At 48.9% G+C, this 16,617-nt stretch carries 13 protein-coding genes; 7 read left to right on the top strand and 6 right to left on the bottom strand.

What is annotated here, in order from left to right:
• Positions 1-154: 154 nt before the first annotated feature.
• Both lptF and lptG read left to right on the top strand, forming a co-directional pair.
• Positions 155-1,258: an LPS export ABC transporter permease LptF gene (gene lptF / locus EC843_RS11385; protein WP_064543238.1), complete on the top strand. Its 1,104-nt coding sequence runs from the start codon at positions 155-157 to the stop codon at positions 1,256-1,258.
• Positions 1,259-2,338: an LPS export ABC transporter permease LptG gene (gene lptG, locus EC843_RS11380; RefSeq protein WP_064543240.1), complete on the top strand. Its 1,080-nt coding sequence runs from the start codon at positions 1,259-1,261 to the stop codon at positions 2,336-2,338.
• 219 nt (positions 2,339-2,557) lie between these two features.
• Here lptG and EC843_RS11375 read toward each other — a convergent pair whose 3' ends face one another.
• The gene (locus EC843_RS11375; RefSeq protein WP_064543242.1) at positions 2,558-4,060 is read right to left on the bottom strand and encodes a helicase HerA-like C-terminal domain-containing protein; all 1,503 of its coding nucleotides are present in this window, start codon (positions 4,058-4,060) and stop codon (positions 2,558-2,560) included.
• Positions 4,061-4,194: 134 nt separating this feature from the next.
• On the opposite strand from EC843_RS11375, the gene EC843_RS11370 reads away from it, so the two are divergent.
• Positions 4,195-5,832, top strand: coding sequence for a glycerone kinase (locus tag EC843_RS11370; RefSeq protein ID WP_121814837.1), 1,638 nt, complete (start codon positions 4,195-4,197; stop codon positions 5,830-5,832).
• A 66-nt stretch (positions 5,833-5,898) separates the two neighbouring features.
• On the opposite strand, the gene EC843_RS11365 is transcribed toward EC843_RS11370, so the two are convergent.
• Positions 5,899-6,399 carry a M48 family metallopeptidase gene (locus EC843_RS11365; protein WP_064543246.1) on the bottom strand — a complete coding sequence of 167 codons (501 nt, stop codon included), beginning with the start codon at positions 6,397-6,399 and terminating at the stop codon, positions 5,899-5,901.
• 116 nt (positions 6,400-6,515) lie between these two features.
• Between EC843_RS11365 and rlmG the strand changes: the two genes are divergently transcribed.
• Entirely contained in the window at positions 6,516-7,652 is a 1,137-nt protein-coding gene (gene rlmG / locus EC843_RS11360; protein ID WP_064543248.1) for a 23S rRNA (guanine(1835)-N(2))-methyltransferase RlmG, read from the top strand.
• 107 nt (positions 7,653-7,759) lie between these two features.
• On the opposite strand, the gene EC843_RS11355 is transcribed toward rlmG, so the two are convergent.
• The 4 genes from EC843_RS11355 to EC843_RS11340 all read right to left on the bottom strand — a co-directional run bounded on the left by EC843_RS11355 (position 7,760) and on the right by EC843_RS11340 (position 13,458).
• Positions 7,760-9,778, bottom strand: a complete 2,019-nt coding sequence (locus tag EC843_RS11355) for an NADPH-dependent 2,4-dienoyl-CoA reductase (RefSeq protein WP_133522268.1) — start codon at positions 9,776-9,778, stop codon at positions 7,760-7,762.
• A gap of 167 nt (positions 9,779-9,945) precedes the next feature.
• Positions 9,946-11,013: a sn-glycerol-3-phosphate ABC transporter ATP-binding protein UgpC gene (gene ugpC / locus EC843_RS11350; protein WP_064543252.1), complete on the bottom strand. Its 1,068-nt coding sequence runs from the start codon at positions 11,011-11,013 to the stop codon at positions 9,946-9,948.
• 18 nt (positions 11,014-11,031) lie between these two features.
• Positions 11,032-12,399, bottom strand: a complete 1,368-nt coding sequence (locus tag EC843_RS11345) for a phosphomannomutase/phosphoglucomutase (RefSeq protein ID WP_064543254.1) — start codon at positions 12,397-12,399, stop codon at positions 11,032-11,034.
• A gap of 24 nt (positions 12,400-12,423) precedes the next feature.
• A complete protein-coding gene (locus tag EC843_RS11340) occupies positions 12,424-13,458 on the bottom strand; it encodes a LacI family DNA-binding transcriptional regulator (RefSeq protein WP_133522267.1) in 1,035 nt (344 codons plus the stop codon).
• Positions 13,459-13,666: 208 nt separating this feature from the next.
• On the opposite strand from EC843_RS11340, the gene EC843_RS11335 reads away from it, so the two are divergent.
• The 3 genes from EC843_RS11335 to EC843_RS11325 are packed head-to-tail and all read left to right on the top strand — an operon-like array spanning position 13,667 to position 16,613.
• Positions 13,667-14,905 (top strand): ABC transporter substrate-binding protein, encoded by a 1,239-nt coding sequence (locus EC843_RS11335; protein WP_208111319.1) that lies wholly within the window; start codon positions 13,667-13,669, stop codon positions 14,903-14,905.
• Positions 14,906-14,910: 5 nt separating this feature from the next.
• A complete protein-coding gene (locus EC843_RS11330) occupies positions 14,911-15,786 on the top strand; it encodes a sugar ABC transporter permease (RefSeq protein ID WP_064543258.1) in 876 nt (291 codons plus the stop codon).
• The gene (locus EC843_RS11325) at positions 15,786-16,613 is read left to right on the top strand and encodes a carbohydrate ABC transporter permease (protein ID WP_064543260.1); all 828 of its coding nucleotides are present in this window, start codon (positions 15,786-15,788) and stop codon (positions 16,611-16,613) included. The genes EC843_RS11330 and EC843_RS11325 overlap by 1 nt, the downstream gene beginning before the upstream one ends.
• Positions 16,614-16,617 lie beyond the last annotated feature (4 nt).

The following is a 16,617-nucleotide window of genomic DNA, read 5'->3' as shown; positions in this document are numbered from 1 at the left end:
TTTGGCGACGTCAATTAAATCACCCTGTGCCAGAAACATGCTGAGCTTCTTAAGCTTAGCGATGTTTTCGACGACTCAAGAGAATAAATGACGTATAAGCGATGAAACAAGCAATTTTCCTGCAAAAAGACTCGTTTTCACAGGCGTATTTAATGTGATTATCATAAGATATCTGGTTCGGGAGACGTTCAAAAGCCAACTTGCGATCCTCTTCATCCTGCTGCTGATCTTCTTTTGTCAGAAGCTAGTCAGGATTCTTGGGGCAGCGGTTGACGGCGATATTCCGACAAATCTCGTTTTCTCTCTCTTAGGGCTGGGCGTGCCTGAAATGGCGCAACTTATCCTGCCTCTTAGCCTTTTCCTTGGGTTACTCATGACCTTTGGCCGCCTGTATACCGAAAGCGAAATTACGGTAATGCATGCTTGTGGCTTGAGTAAAGCGGTGCTGATCAAAGCTGCAATGATCCTCGCACTCTTTACCGGTGCTGTTGCTACCATCAACGTGATGTGGCTCGGCCCGTGGTCTTCACGCCACCAGGATGCAGTGCTGGCGGAAGCCAAAGCTAACCCAGGCATGGCTGCACTGGCTCAAGGGCAATTCCAGCAAGCGACCGATGGCAACTCAGTGCTGTTCATTGAGAGTGTTAACGGTTCAAGCTTCAACGATGTTTTCCTGGCGCAATTGCGTCCGAAAGGTAATGCGCGTCCATCCGTCGTTGTTGCGGATTCCGGCCATTTGTCACAGCGGCCAGATGGCTCCCAGGTGGTGACGCTCAATACGGGCACTCGTTTTGAAGGCACCGCACTGCTGCGTGATTTCCGTATTACAGACTTCCAGGATTACCAGGCGATTGTTGGGCACCAGTCGGTCGCGCTTGATCCCGATGACTCCAGTCAAATGTACACGCGAGCCTTGTGGGCAAGCGATGCGCCTAACACGCGAGCTGAATTACATTGGCGTCTTACGCTGATAGTGACCGTCTTTATCATGGCATTGATGGTTGTTCCGTTAAGCGTAGTGAACCCGCGACAAGGTCGTGTGCTTTCAATGCTGCCAGCCATGTTGTTGTATTTGGTCTTCTTCCTGCTGCAAACTTCTCTGAAATCGAATGCGGCGAAAGGGAAAATAGACCCAATGCTATGGATGTGGTTGGTTAACCTGGTCTATTTTGCCATCGCAGTGGTGCTCAATGTGTGGGATACGGTGCCGATGCGCCAGCTACGTGCACGCTTTAGCAAAACACGAGGAGCGGCATAAATGTTTGGTGTTCTCGACCGTTATATCGGTAAAACCATCTTCACCACCATCATGATGACATTGTTCATGCTGGTGTCGCTGTCGGGCATTATTAAGTTTGTTGACCAGTTGAAAAAGGCCGGTCAGGGCAGCTATTCGGCGATGGGGGCGGGGATATATACCGTCCTTAGCATTCCAAAAGACATCCAGATTTTCTTCCCGATGGCCGCACTTCTCGGTGCGTTGTTAGGGTTAGGGATGCTGGCACAGCGCAGTGAGCTGGTGGTTATGCAGGCCTCCGGTTTTACCCGCATGCAGATTGCCTTGGCCGTGATGAAAACAGCTATTCCACTGGTGTTGCTAACCATGGCGATTGGCGAATGGGTAGCACCGCAAGGCGAACAAATGGCGCGTAACTACCGTGCGCAACAGATGTACGGCGGTTCTTTGCTGACGACCCAGCAAGGTTTGTGGGCAAAAGATGGCCACAACTTTGTCTATATCGAACGTGTGAAAGGTAACAACGACCTCGCCGGTGTGAGCATTTACAGTTTCAGTAAAGAAAAACGCCTCGAATCAGTTCGATATGCCGCATCAGCACAATACGATGTGGAGCATAAAGTATGGCGACTGTCTCAGGTTGATGAATCTAACCTCACCGACACGAAACAAATTACTGGCTCACAGACGGTTAGTGGCGAGTGGAAAACTAACTTAACCCCAGACAAACTGGGTGTTGTGGCACTAGACCCGGATGCGCTATCGATTAGCGGTCTGCACAACTACGTTAAGTACCTTAAGGCCAGCGGACAAGATGCCGGGCGTTATCAGCTCAATATGTGGAGCAAAATCTTCGCGCCACTCTCTGTTGCGGTAATGATGTTAATGGCACTGTCGTTCATCTTTGGCCCACTGCGTAGCGTGCCGATGGGGGTGAGAGTTGTCACCGGTATCAGCTTTGGTTTTGTGTTCTACGTGCTCGACCAAATCTTTGGCCCTCTCAGCCTTGTGTACAGCATCCCGCCGATTTTGGGTGCGTTGCTACCAAGTGCAACGTTCTTCTTAATCAGTCTGTGGTTAATGATGAAGCGCTCCGGCTAATACCCATCATACTTCAAGCTGCAACTGTGTTGGCTGCACTCACAAACCCCAGTCACTTACTTATGTAAGCTCCTGGGGGTTATGCGGCCCATCCTTGGGCCTTACCCCTTTGGGGACGCTGCAAGCAGCGTTCAAATTTGTTCCAGACAAATTTGTTGTTCTTTTGCCGCCTTGCTGCAACTCGAATTATTTTGGGTATAGATAGTTAACGTGTAGATATTACCGTTTACGCCCCCCCATAATACTGCCCAACACTCCGCGAATAATTTGGTTAGTCACCTGGCGTGCTGCACTCTTGGCCATGGTTTGCACCACACCGTCTTTTTTGCCACCACGCGGCCCTGTGGTTCCAAACAAAATATCCTTCAGTCCGCCAAGAATACCGTCATCTACCGCAACAGATTCGCCTTTTGCAGGCGGTGCATTTTGTTGCTCACCTGCGGCTTGCACACCCTGTTGTAATCGTTCATAGGCGGATTCACGATCGACCGTTTCATCGTATTTGCCGTATAGCGGTGAATGGTTCAGTAACCCGTTACGTTCATCTTCAGTGACAGGCCCCATGCGTGAGCAAGGTGCAATTACCATGGCGCGCTCGACTACCGTTGGGCTGCCTTTTTCGTCCAGCAAAGAAATCAATGCTTCCCCAGTGCCCAGCTCCTGAATCGCTTTCTCAGTATCGAATTTAGGGTTGGCTCGCATGGTTTGTGCCGCCGTTTTTACTGCTTTCTGGTCCTTCGGTGTAAAGGCGCGTAGCGCATGCTGGACCCGATTACCTAACTGCCCCAGTACGGTATCTGGAATATCCGACGGGTTTTGGGAAACAAAATACACCCCAACGCCTTTGGAACGAATCAAACGAATAACCTGCTCGATTTTATCCAGTAGCACTTGCGGCGCGTCGTTAAATAGCAGATGCGCTTCATCAAAAAAGAACACTAGTTTTGGTTTTTCCAGGTCACCAGCTTCTGGTAGTTGTTCATAAATTTCTGAAAGCATCCACAGCAAACTGGCGGCATACAGTTTCGGCATCTGGTACAGCTTTTCGGCAGATAAAATATTGATAATGCCTTTACCGTTGGCATCGGTACGCATCCAGTCTTTAATATCCAGCATCGGTTCGCCAAAGAAATACTCAGCACCTTGTTGTTCGAGCTGTAAAAGCCCACGTTGAATGGCACCGACAGAAGCACTGCTGATATTGCCGTACTGGTTCTGGAACGATTTTGCGTTATCGCCGATGTACTGCGTCGCGGCGCGCAAATCTTTAAAATCGAGCAGCAACAAGCCTTGATCATCCGCAATGCGGAAGATGATTTGTAGCACACCAGACTGTACTTCATTGAGATTAAGCAGGCGGGCGAGTAACAGCGGGCCAAGATCTGAAACAGTCGCCCGTACCGGATGGCCTTTTTCGCCAAAGATGTCCCACAGCACCACCGGGTTTTTGTGCGGTGACCAGTCAGTCACACCAATTTTTGCCAGCCGTGCGAGCAGCTTTTCAGACTCCACGCCTTCTTGTGCAATACCGGTGAGGTCACCTTTCACATCCGCCATAAATACCGGTACGCCAATCTCTGAAAACGACTCAGCCAGCTTTTGTAACGTCACCGTTTTACCGGTGCCGGTCGCCCCGGTTATCAGCCCGTGACGGTTTGCCATGCCGGGCAGTAAATGCAGTTCTTGTTCAGTGGTTCTGGCAATCAGCAGTGGTGCAATCATGATGATTTCCTGTGGCGATATTTCCATAAGCATAGCAAGCGCATACGGAACGTCACCCGCCAAAATCCTGGTTTGCGCAGATCCTCGCAGCAAAGGCTATGCTTTGCATATGTATTACTTATTATTGGGAAGCCATGTCCAGATTCTTCTTTAACGACCGTCAGAAAATGGTCGACGATGCCATCGAAGGTGTGATCATCAGTTCTCGTTTTCGTAATTTGACCCGTTTAGATACCGATCCCGCTATACGTGTGGTGGTACGCAAAGACTGGAATAAGAGCAAAGTGGCGATTATTTCAGGTGGCGGTTCGGGGCATGAACCGGCTCACGCAGGCTTTGTTGGCAAAGGGATGCTAACCGCTGCGGTATGTGGGGACTTGTTTGCCTCGCCAAGCGTGGATGCGGTTTTAAACGCGATTGTTGCGGTCACGGGCGATCGCGGTTGTTTGCTTATCGTCAAAAACTACACTGGCGATCGTCTTAATTTCGGGCTTGCGGCGGAGAAGGCCAAAAAACACGGTCTCAAAGTGGAGATGGTGATCGTTGGCGATGATATTTCGTTGCCCGATAACAAACAGCCACGCGGCATTGCCGGAACGGTACTGGTGCATAAAATTGCGGGCTTTGCCGCAGAACAAGGCAAGTCTTTGAGCGATGTTCGAGACATCGCGCAAAGTGCCTGCGATAGCATTGCCAGCATGGGTGTCGCCATGCAAACCTGCAACCTTCCGGACCAAAATGAAGAAGAAGGGCGCATCAAAGGCGGGCATCTCGAGCTAGGTCTGGGGATTCATGGTGAACCTGGAGCCAGTACACTGGATAGCCAAAACAGCCAGAAGACGATTGCTACTCTGGTGAATCATTTGCGTAAAAAGACCGGCAACGACGCAAGACTGGCAGTGCTGGTTAACAATCTTGGCGGCGTATCGTCTTTGGAAATGGCCATGCTTACCAAAGAGCTGGTGCATTCAGAATTAAAAGACCAGATCGATTATTTGATTGGCCCGGCACCACTGGTCACTGCATTGGATATGAAAGGATTTTCACTGTCCGCTATAGTGCTAAATGATCGTTTTATCAAAGCATTGCATGCAGATGTGGAAACGGCAGGCTGGTGCCCGGTGGTAAAACTCCACGCGATGCCAAAGCGGAAACACAGTGTGATACGTATCGAATCATCGGCGAAGCCGTCAGAAAATGCGGACGTTAAAACGTTGGTGGCGAATATTACGAATACGCTTATCGCACAGGAAAAAGCGTTGAATGCGCTGGATGCCAAAGTCGGAGATGGTGATACTGGCTCCACGTTTGCACAGGGTGCACGCGACATTGCACAGCTTAACGATGACGGCAAACTGCCATTAAATGACCCAGCGGCGCTGCTGGAATTAATCGGCGAACGCCTGGCAACGGTGATGGGTGGCTCAAGTGGCGTACTGATGTCGATCTTCTTCACTGCGAGCGGGCAGCAAGTCGCTAAAAAGCAGCCACTTGTCGATGCCTTGCTATTTGGCCTTGAACAAATGAAACGCTACGGTGGGGCAGAACTGGGTGATCGCACGCTAATTGACGCGTTACAGCCAGCACTGGAAGCATTAAAAAATCAGGATTTGTCTGCTGCAATAGAAGCCGCAGAAGCTGGTGCAGCAGCCACGGCGAAAATGCAGAAAGCTAATGCCGGGCGTTCGTCGTATGTAAACAGCGAGAATCTGAAAGGGGTGAAGGATCCAGGTGCAGTAGCGATTGCCGCAGTATTTGCCGGGATAAAGTAAGTTAGAGCCATTGAACGTGATTTCGCAGGGTGGATAAGCGCCAGCGTCACCCACCATTTTTTCCGATCACGCCTGCCCGCTCAATGCCATCTGCGTTAACCAAAGCCGCGTATCAAACTCCAGTTGGTGATATTGCGGCTCCATATGGCAGCACAGCGAGTAAAACGCCTTGTTATGATCTTTCTCTTTTAAATGCGCCAGCTCGTGCACCACGATCATACGCAAAAAGGCTTCTGGCGCATTTTTAAATACTGTCGCCACGCGAATTTCAGCTTTGGCTTTTAGCTTGTTCCCTTGCACGCGCGACACGGCAGTATGCAAACCCAGCGCATTATTCAGCACATGAATTTTGCTGTCATAAGCCACTTTATTAATCGGCGGCGCATTACGCAGATACTGGTTTTTAATCTCTTGCGTCCAGGCATACAACGCTTTATCGGTAGTGATGTTATGCGTTTCTGGATAGCGTTTTTGCAGTACCTCGCCCAGACGTTGTTCCGCAATCAGCGTGCGAACCTGAGAGAGCAAATGCTCTGGGTAGCCCTGTAAATAAGTTAAATTGCTCATAGTTCTCGCTTGCTCGAAGTCTTTCAAAAGGCAGTTGCGCAGTTTTTGGAAAAAAAAGGGTATACTCACGCCCCCATTCGGGGATTACGCCGAAATTTTACCATCCAGGAGGGCCGATGAGCCAATTAGACAACGGTTTCCGTTCACTGACACTAAAACGTTTTCCAGAAACGGATGACGTTAACCCACTACAGGCGTGGGAAGCTGCCGATGATTATCTTTTGCAGCAACTGGACGAAATCGAAATCAGTGGCCCGGTCCTGATTTTTAACGATAACTTCGGGGCGCTGTCTTGCGTGCTGGCTGAACACAAGCCGTACAGCATCAGCGACTCGTATCTTAGCGAACTGGCTATCCGTGAGAACTTGCGCGAGAACGGCATCGTTGAATCCAGCGTCACGTTTCTTGATAGCACTGCAAAATATCCAGAAGCTCCAGCAGTGGTTCTGATAAAGATCCCTAAAACGCTGGCATTACTGGAACAACAACTGCGCTCGCTGCACAGTGTCGTGACCCCAGAAACACGTATTATCGCGGGTGCGAAAACACGCGACATTCACAACTCAACCATTGAGCTGTTTGAAAAGATCCTTGGGCCGACCACGACCACTCTGGCCTGGAAAAAAGCGCGTCTCATCAATTGTACTTTCAATGCACCCGTGTTGAAAGAAGCCGCAGAAACCCTGAGCTGGAAACTGGAAGGTACGCCGTGGACGATTCACAACCACGCCAACGTATTCTCCCGCACTGGCCTGGATATTGGCGCTCGTTTCTTTATTGAAAACCTGCCAACTAACCTGGAAGGCGAAATTGTCGATTTAGGTTGTGGTAACGGTGTGATTGGCCTGCACTTGCTGGAGCAAAGCCCAGAAGCAAAAGTGGTATTTGTTGATGAATCACCGATGGCCGTTGCTTCAAGCCGCCTGAATGTTGAAACCAACATGCCGGAAAATCTGGATCGCTGCGAATTTATGATCAACAACGCGTTGTCAGGTGTTGAGCCATATCGCTTTAACACGATTCTGTGCAACCCACCGTTCCATCAGCAACATTCGTTGACCGATCAGGTGGCGTGGGAAATGTTCCACCACGCCCGTCGTTGCCTGCAAAATGGCGGCGAGCTGTACATCGTTGCTAACCGCCATTTGGACTACTATCACAAGCTGAAGAAAATCTTCGGTAACTGCGACACGGTTGCGACCAACAAGAAATTTGTGGTGCTAAAAGCCGTGAAGCTGGGCCGTCTTCGCTAAGCGTTTGGTCACTTCTGCTAAAAGTGGTGGATGACGCTTATCGCTTATCCACCCTACAAAAGCTGGCCTGTAGGCCGGATAAGCGCAGCGTCATCCGACGTTTAGCTCTAAATTTCCAGCGCTAAACGGGTGCCCTGCGCGATTGCGCGTCGGGCATCCAGTTCCATCGCCACATCTGCTCCACCAATCAAATGTATCGTCTTCCCTAATTCTTGCAGCGGTTGTGTCAATTCACGGCGCGAATCTTGCCCGGCGCAAATAATCACATTATCGACTTTCAGCGTTTGCGGCTCACCGCCAACCGTGATGTGCAGACCCTCATCATCAATGCGTTCGTAAGTTACGCCCGCCAGCATTTTGACACCTCGTGCCAGCAGCGTGGTGCGGTGAATCCAGCCTGTCGTTTTACCTAAACCTTCACCTGGCTTACTGGTTTTGCGTTGCAGCATTACAATCTGGCGCGGGCTTTTATGCAGATGAGCGCCTTCTGGACGCAATCCTCCTGCGTGTTGCAGGCTGGTATCAATACCCCATTCCACGCAAAACTCAGCGATATTCTGGCTGGTGGACTCCCCTTCCTGGCTTAGATACATCGCGGTATCAAAGCCAATACCTCCGGAACCAATAATCGCTACACGGTCACCCACTGGCGCTTTTTCACGCAACACATCAATATAATTCAATACTTTAGGATGAGTAATACCGTCGATAAGCGGCATGCGTGGCTCGATCCCGCAGGCGAGAATAATCTCGTCGTATTCTTCGAGCATTGGCGCGGTGACGTATTGATTCAGGCAAACTTCCACTCCGGTCAGCTCCAACATGCGGCGGTAATAGCGCAGTGTTTCGTAAAACTCCTCTTTGCCGGGGATCTGCTTGGCGATATTAAATTGGCCGCCGATTTCAGAGGCTGCATCAAACAATGTCACTTTGTGGCCACGCGCTGCGGCATTGATCGCAAAAGCAAGCCCGGCAGGCCCAGCACCAATTACCGCCAGATTTTTATGCACGGAAGCGGGGACAATCGGCATTTTGGTTTCATGGCAGGCGCGGGGATTGACCAGGCATGAAGTCACTTTGCCGAGGAAAATCTGATCCAGGCATGCCTGATTGCAGCCAATGCAGGTGTTGATTTCATCTTCGCGCCCCTGCTCGGCTTTGGAAACAAACTCCGCATCGGCGAGGAATGGCCTCGCCATTGACACCATATCGGCGTCGCCATCAGCAATGATTTTTTCTGCGGTTTGCGGATCGTTAATGCGGTTGGTAGTGACAAGCGGAATAGAAACCTGGCCTTTGAGTTTGCGGGTCACCCAGCTAAATGCGCCGCGTGGCACAGGTGTTGCGATGGTTGGAATACGCGCTTCATGCCAGCCGATGCCAGTGTTAATTAACGTGGCACCGGCTTTTTCAATCGCTTTTGCAAGCTGTACGGCTTCTTCAAACGTGCCGCCGCCATCGACCAAATCCAGCATCGACAGGCGATAAATGATAATAAAATTCGCTCCAACTTTTTCACGCACCGCGCGGACGACTTCAATGGCAAAACGCATGCGGCGAGGGTAATCGCCGCCCCATTCGTCATCGCGCTGGTTGGTTCTTGCCGCTAAAAACTGGTTAATCAGATAGCCTTCGGAACCCATGATTTCGACGCCATCGTATCCGGCAAGCTGTGCCAGACTTGCGCACTGAGCAAAATCCTCGATCAAAGTCAGGATCTCTTCATGGCTCAAGGCGTGGGGTTTAAAACGGTTAATCGGTGCCTGGATTGCGGAAGGGGCGACCGGGTTTGGCTGGTAGCTATAACGCCCGGTATGCAGGATTTGCAGGGCGATTTTTCCGCCTTCTTTGTGCACTGCATCGGTAACAATCTGATGATGGGCAAGCTGGCTTACGTCATTGAGTACCGCGCCGCTTTCCACGCCGACGCCAGAAGGCGAGGGGGCAACGCCGCCAGTGACAATTAACGCCACGCCGTGGCGTGCGCGCTCGGCATAAAACGCCGCCAAACGGTCAGCGCCTTTAGGGTGCTCCTCAAGTCCGGTGTGCATCGAACCCATCAGCACACGGTTTTTAAGCGTGGTGAAACCCAGGTCTAGTGGGGAAAACAGCGACGGATAGCTCATATTCTCTTCCTGCGGGTCATTATTATTATGTGGTCGGATGAGTTAGTAATCTAGCTTGATGTAGCGCAAATGGGGAGAAGTTGTCGAATGATTGTGACATAACTCAAAGAACGGCAGTCATGCAGGTCGGGTAAGCGAAGCGCTTCCCGACACAACAGAAGCTGTATTTAGTGCGCCAGGCGCTTACCCAGTGCATCAAACAGATGAAGATGTTTTTCATCTACGCCCAATGTTAGCGCCGTCCCACTGGTGAAATTGAGCTGCTGGAAGGATTTCAGGCAAACCGATTGCCCGGCTAAATCCAGATAAACCAGCGTTGAATCACCCTGAAGTTCAGTAAATTTGGCGCTGGCATCAAACTGGTAATCTGCCGCTTCGCCGAGGCGCAGGTGTTCCGGACGAATGCCGATAAACACTTTATCGCCCTGTTGTAACGTTGCGGGCGGGTTCGCCATAGGCAATATCACATCGTTGGCAATATGCAGCGCATTACCCTGGAACGTCGCGGGCAAGATATTGATTTTCGGCGTGCCAATAAACTCGGCGACGAACAAGTTTTCAGGCCGGTTATACAGCTCCAGAGGTGTACCAACCTGCTCAATTTTACCTTTGTAGAGCACCACAATTCTGTCCGCCAGCGTCATGGCTTCAACCTGATCGTGGGTGACGTAAATCATCGTATTGTGCAAATTGCCGTGTAGTTGGCTAATTTCCTGGCGCATTTCAACGCGCAATGCGGCGTCCAGATTCGACAGTGGTTCATCAAACAGAAAGATTTTGGGTTGTTGAACGGTAGAGCGGCCAATCGCCACACGTTGCCGTTGCCCGCCAGAAAGATTCTGCGGCAGGCGGTCGAGCAACTCTTCAAGCTGTAACATTTTGGCGGCTTGCGTAATGCGCCGCGTAATTTCGTCTTTCGGTGTTTTGACATTATTGAGGCCGAAAGCGAGATTTTCGCGCACCGTCATATGTGGATAAAGCGCGTAGGATTGAAACACCATCGAAAGACTACGCTGACCAGCAGGTAAATCAGTGACATCCTGGTCACCGATGATTATCGAGCCACTGTTTAAACTTTCCAGCCCGGCAATAATGCGTAATAACGTTGATTTACCGCAGCCAGATGGGCCGACCAGCACAATAAATTCGCCGGAATGAATATCGAGTGACAGGTTTTCGATGATGGTATTTTTTTCGTAGGTTTTATTAATATTTTTTAGGGTAACAGTGGTCATCATTTTCTCCGTATTGATTCACAGCGATTCAATAAGTGATAACAGCAGCGAAGTTTTCATCTTCATCAACGCATGATCGCCACGGCTTTCAACGTTCAGGCGCAGCAAGGGTTCAGTATTCGAGGTGCGTAAATTAAAACGCCATGTGTCAAATTCCATGCTTAAGCCGTCACAATGGGATTGGCTCACACATTGTGCTGAAAACTTCGCTTCAATATGTGCCAGTACGGCAAGAGGGTTCTTAACGGTGATATTGATTTCGCCGGATATCGGGAATTGGTTTTTACGCTCGGCGACTAGTTCGGATAAATTTTTGGCGGTGGTATTCAATAACTGAAAAACTAACAGTGCGGGGATCATGCCGCTGTCACAATAACCAAATGAGCGAAAATAGTGATGACCACTCATTTCACCGCCATAAATGGCATCTTCCTGGCGCATTTTATCTTTTATAAATGCATGACCCGTTTTGGACTCAATCGCTATTCCGCCACACTGGCTGATGATTTGTTGTGTATTCCAGGTCAGGCGCGGGTCATGAATAATTTTCTCACCCGCAGCCTGGTTAAGAAACCCACTTGCCAGTAACCCCACCAGATAATAGCTTTCGATGAACTCGCCCTGGCTGTCGAAGAAAAAACAGCGATCAAAATCGCCATCCCAGGCAATACCTAAATCGGCTTTGTGTAACATGATTGCCGCACGCGTGTCATAGCGGTTTTCTTCAAGCATTGGGTTCGGCACACCATTAGGGAAATGGCCATCCGGTTCAACGTATAACTTGATGAATTCAATGGCCGCATGGCTTTTGCGCAGCGCATTTTCCAGGGCTTCAAGGGCGGGGCCAGCCGCGCCATTTCCCGCATTGACCACCACTCGCAACGGGCGGCTTAACGGCGTGGTGATATAACTCATCAGATGGTTAATCCAGGCGTCACGATGTGAAACTCGCTGGTAACTCCCTGGTTGTGCCGCTTGAGTAAAATCATTCGCCAGCGCCAGCGCTTTAATCTCCAGCAACCCGTTGTCGTTACTGACCGGACGGGCTTGCTCACGCACAATTTTCATGCCGTTATGATTGGCTGGGTTATGGCTGGCAGTAATTTGAATGCCACCATCGGCTTTCAATATCCGCGTAGCAAAATAAACTTCTTCCGTGCCCACCATGCCAATATCGATAACATCGACACCGCTCAGCGTTAATTCTTTTGCCAGGATATGTTTATATGCATCCGACGTCAGACGGCTGTCGCAGCCAATGACCATGCGCTTGGGTTTTAACCAACTGGCGACAGCGTGTGCAATTCGCAGAATAATATCGTGATTAATGGTGACATCCACTTCACCACGAATATCGTAGGCTTTGAAACAGCTAAGTTCATCCATAAATTAACCCGTATCAGTAGAACGTCACGTTGACGCTCCTTCAATAAATTGATAATCCAGCTCGTAATGGGTTTTATTATTTTCGTCGAGTAATAACTTCACGGCGATCGCCCCTTTTTCCTCGGCATGCTGAGAAATGGTGGTTAAACGAATGCCTGATGTATTTACCGGAATATTATCGAAACCCGTAATCGCCACTTGCTGTGGAATAGCGATATTATTTTCGACGCAATAATTGATTGCACCAGCGGCAAAGCGGTCAGATAAACAAATTAATGCGCTAATTTCAGGGTGCTCGGTTAACAGAATTTTTGCAGCCTGCGCACCGTGTTGTTCATTGTGAATGGTTTCGTACAACCAGCATTCGTTAAGGGCAATCTCATGAGCGGCAAAGACATCGCGGCAGGCATTGACACGCGTTAGCATCACGCTGTTATCGCCGTTCACGGGTTGCTCAAGTGAACGCATACCCGCAGCCGATTTTTGTGATGGGAAGGAGATGATACCGAAGCGGCGATGGCCTTTATTAAGTAAATAACTGCATATTTCGTTCATCGCTTTTTGGTTATTAATTGACACGCTGCTGTGGTCTGGTAAAGAAAAATCGATAGTGACCACGGGAATATTCTTCGCCAACGCCTGCTGGATAACTTCATCATTATTGTGGGTGGCGTTAAGAATATAACCATCAACCAGCGTATTGATCGTTTTTATTTTAATGTTTTGGCTATTTTTTAACGGAATCAACACCAGGTTGATATCATGGTTTTCGCACTGCGTAGCGATGCCTTTCATCAAATTGAGATCGTGATTATCGATAAACACGTAGCTCATTGAGTCATTAAAAATCACCCCGATGGTATCTGACTTGCCGGTACGCAGCGCCCGGCCCAGTTTGTCTGGCCCCTGAAAGCCGCAAGAAGCGGCATATTCAATAATTTTCCCCCGTAGCTCAGCGGAAAGTTTGTCGGGGTTGTTCCACGCGTTAGAAACGGTGGTATGCGAAATACCTAATGCTTTTGCGATGGATTTGGTGGTTACTTTTTTGTTGTCATTCATCTTTTTCAGTACGTCTTTTTTTGTTTTTCATACTTCGTAATTTGCCATGAGTTTAACGTTAAACAAAGCTGTTTTTGTGACTTGTTTAACGTTAAACATAAATTCCTGGTGTTAGCGTGAAAATAGGATGCGCGCTTACTGTTTCAAAGGAGAATTTCTAGTGAAAATTTTTACACTGGTTAAATGGACAGCCCCAGTTGTATTAGCAATGGTTATTTCGGGCTGCGGGCAGGATGACGAAAAGACAGCGGAACAAGACGCTACACCAATAAAAATGTGGGTTGCACCGAATGAAAATGAAGAAGCTTTCTGGAATGCAATGGTCACCGAATGGAATAGTTTGCCGGAGCACCACAAAGTAGAATTCACGACCATTCCGGCAGCCAGCAGCTCTGAAGAAGCCATTATGAATGCACTGGCTTCGGGAACAGAGCCTGATATTTCGAGTAATATTTTTATCGGTTTTGCCAGCCAACTGAATGAGATGGATCAGCTCATCGACCTGGCGAAATTACCCGGTTACCCGCAACTGATTGAAAACCGCCATATGGGGAAAATTGTTCCGGCCTGGGAAATTAACGGCCAGAAAAATGTGTTGCCGATTTACATTAATCCTATCGTCTATTGGTGGCGAATGGACTTATTAAAGCAATATGGCTATGACAAAGTTCCAACCACGTATCAGGATATTTATACGCTTTCACAGCGTCGTGCGGATGATAAATCAGGTTATGCCATTCAACTTACCGCCGGAAAAAACTGGTGGGATCGCTGGTTCGATTTCATCCCATTATTTTATGCCGCCACCAATGGTCAAGCTTATATTGCTGATAACAAAGCCAAATACAATAATGCCCAAGGGGAAACCGTCCTGACATTTATGGCGAAAATATTTGCCAATAAGTGGAGTAGTTATGATTTCACTGCCGTAGATGATCCATTAGCCACCGGCCAGGTAATGGCATCGGTGCGTGGCCCGTGGGATATCGCCCGTTATCGCAAGCAATACCCAACCATTCTTGAAAGTATCCAGATTGGCCCGATGGTCACCGCTGATGGGCACCCTCAGCCTCACACCCTGGCAGACAGCAAAGGCGTGGTGATGTTTAAAAGCAGCAAACACCAAACTGAAGCCTGGGAGTTTATTCAGTGGGTATTTAACGCGCCAGAACATGACCTGAAATGGCTGGAATTAACCGGCATGCCACCTGCACGTGAGGACTTACTCACCAACAGCCTGTTCACCGCATATCTTGGCCACAGCCCAGTGGAAAAGCAGATTGCAGCCTTTGTGGCGAATGCACAACCGCCAGCGGCGACCACCAAAACCAGCGAAATTCAGCGCAGCATGACGCAAATGATCGAACGCACTATCTTCTCTGGCAGCGCTCCGATAGAAGCACTCAATCAGTCTGCCGCTGAAACTGACAAGTTGCTCGGGCAATAATTATTATGCGCAGAATAAGAATTAGTGATTCTTCATTAGGGGGCCTGTTGGCTTCCTCGTGGCTCGGCTATTCCGTGTTGTTTTGGTTTTATCCGTTTGTCTGGTTAGCCATCTTAAGCGTGACCCAATGGCAATTTATTGGCACTCCTCGCTTTAACGGATTGTATAACTTTATTGGCGTGATGCAGGATGAATTATTCTGGAAATCAATGCTCAATGTGCTGCGCTTCTTGCTCTATTACATTCCGATAGTGTTAGTTGCATCATTACTTTTTGCCGCGGGATTAAAGCGTATTAAATATGGCAAGGGGTTTATTGCCTTGAGCTTTCTGTTAGCGAATGTCTCATCGGGTGTGGCGTATTCCATCGTGTTTTCAAAGCTGTTTAGTGAATACGGGCCGATAAACGAATTTCTGCGCGAATGGCTTGGTTTTGCCATCCCATGGTTTACTAACCCAGACTGCGCCATGTTATCTATTGCTTTAATTGTGACATGGAAGTTTGTTGGCTATTACGGCTTGATTTTATATTCCGGCATGATGGCAATTCCAAAAGATATTTATAGCGCGGCGATCCTCGATAAAACCGGGCGCTTTAAACAGCTGTATGCCATCACTCTGCCGATGATGAATGCGCAAATCATCATGGTGCTGGTGCTGGCAATTACCGTCGCCTTCGGCATTTTTACCGAACCTTATTTAATCACCGGCGGTGGCCCGCTCAATAGCACCACTACACCAATGGTGGTGATGTATGAAGCCGCCTTCCAGAATATGAAACCCAGTTGGGCGGCAACCATGTCTATTATTGTCGCGGCTTGTAGTTTTGCACTTATTTGGATCTTGCGTCGAATGTTTGAAAAAAATATCGAGATCGTCTGATGAAAAAATTTAAACCGCTCAGTTTATTGATTCACCTGGCGATGCTGACGCTGGCGATAACCTGGCTATATCCGTTTATCTGGATGGTGGTGGTGTCGTTTAAAGATACGGCGCAGATTTATACCACCGCATTATTCGATGGGCGCTTCTCGCTTGATAACTATGCTTTTCTTTTTGATAACAGCGCCCGTGCGGATAAACCCTTTTTACGCACGCTGTTTAACTCGATGTTTATTGCCATCACCATTACCGTCAGCGTGACGTTAACCTCGACGCTGGTAGGTTATGCGGTGGCGAAAATTCAGTTCCGTGGCAAAAGCGCATTTAAAAATTTGCTGATTGTGCAGATGGTTTTCCCGGTATTCATGTTCATTATTCCGCAGTTTGTCTTAATGCGTGAGCTGGGGCTTATCAACAGTTACGGGGCGATGATCCTGCCGTTTATGATGAGCGCATGGGGAATATTCATGGTGTCGCAAAGCTTTAAAGGGACGCCAAATGATTATATTTATGCCGCTAAATTAGACCACGCCAGTTTATGGGGGATTTTGCGCCACGTGATGATGCCGCTGAATAAATCGATTCTGGCGATTGTCGCGCTGTTTACCTTCTCCAGCGCGTGGGACAACTTCCTCTGGCCGCTGATTGTGATGCGCGAAGCAGAAAAAATGCCGTTTTCGGTATTACTGGCAACGTTCAGCAAATCGTATGGCGTTTATCTCGGGCCGGTGATGGCTGGTGCCGTAGTGCAAACGTTGCCAGTGGTTATTCTCTTTATCTTGTTCCGTAAATATTTCCTGCAGGGAATGTCGCTGTCATTAAAATAATAGG

The organism is Buttiauxella sp. JUb87, from assembly GCF_004361975.1.
GTDB classification, from domain to species: Bacteria; Pseudomonadota; Gammaproteobacteria; order Enterobacterales; family Enterobacteriaceae; genus Buttiauxella; species Buttiauxella ferragutiae.
Note: the sequence above shows the minus strand (reverse complement) of the source record. Positions and strands in the feature narration are given on the sequence as shown.

Excerpts from the sequence above, each read along its gene's own strand:
- EC843_RS11335 (WP_208111319.1), top strand. The coding sequence starts at position 13,667 with ATGGTTATTTCGGGCTGCGGGCAGGATGACGAAAAGACAGCGGAACAA.
- lptG (WP_064543240.1), top strand. The coding sequence starts at position 1,259 with ATGTTTGGTGTTCTCGACCGTTATATCGGTAAAACCATCTTCACCACC.
- ugpC (WP_064543252.1), bottom strand. The coding sequence starts at position 11,013 with ATGACCACTGTTACCCTAAAAAATATTAATAAAACCTACGAAAAAAAT.
- EC843_RS11340 (WP_133522267.1), bottom strand. The coding sequence starts at position 13,458 with ATGAATGACAACAAAAAAGTAACCACCAAATCCATCGCAAAAGCATTA.
- EC843_RS11345 (WP_064543254.1), bottom strand. The coding sequence starts at position 12,399 with ATGGATGAACTTAGCTGTTTCAAAGCCTACGATATTCGTGGTGAAGTG.
- rlmG (WP_064543248.1), top strand. The coding sequence starts at position 6,516 with ATGAGCCAATTAGACAACGGTTTCCGTTCACTGACACTAAAACGTTTT.
- EC843_RS11365 (WP_064543246.1), bottom strand. The coding sequence starts at position 6,399 with ATGAGCAATTTAACTTATTTACAGGGCTACCCAGAGCATTTGCTCTCT.
- EC843_RS11325 (WP_064543260.1), top strand. The coding sequence starts at position 15,786 with ATGAAAAAATTTAAACCGCTCAGTTTATTGATTCACCTGGCGATGCTG.
- EC843_RS11355 (WP_133522268.1), bottom strand. The coding sequence starts at position 9,778 with ATGAGCTATCCGTCGCTGTTTTCCCCACTAGACCTGGGTTTCACCACG.
- EC843_RS11375 (WP_064543242.1), bottom strand. The coding sequence starts at position 4,060 with ATGATTGCACCACTGCTGATTGCCAGAACCACTGAACAAGAACTGCAT.
- EC843_RS11370 (WP_121814837.1), top strand. The coding sequence starts at position 4,195 with ATGTCCAGATTCTTCTTTAACGACCGTCAGAAAATGGTCGACGATGCC.
- EC843_RS11330 (WP_064543258.1), top strand. The coding sequence starts at position 14,911 with ATGCGCAGAATAAGAATTAGTGATTCTTCATTAGGGGGCCTGTTGGCT.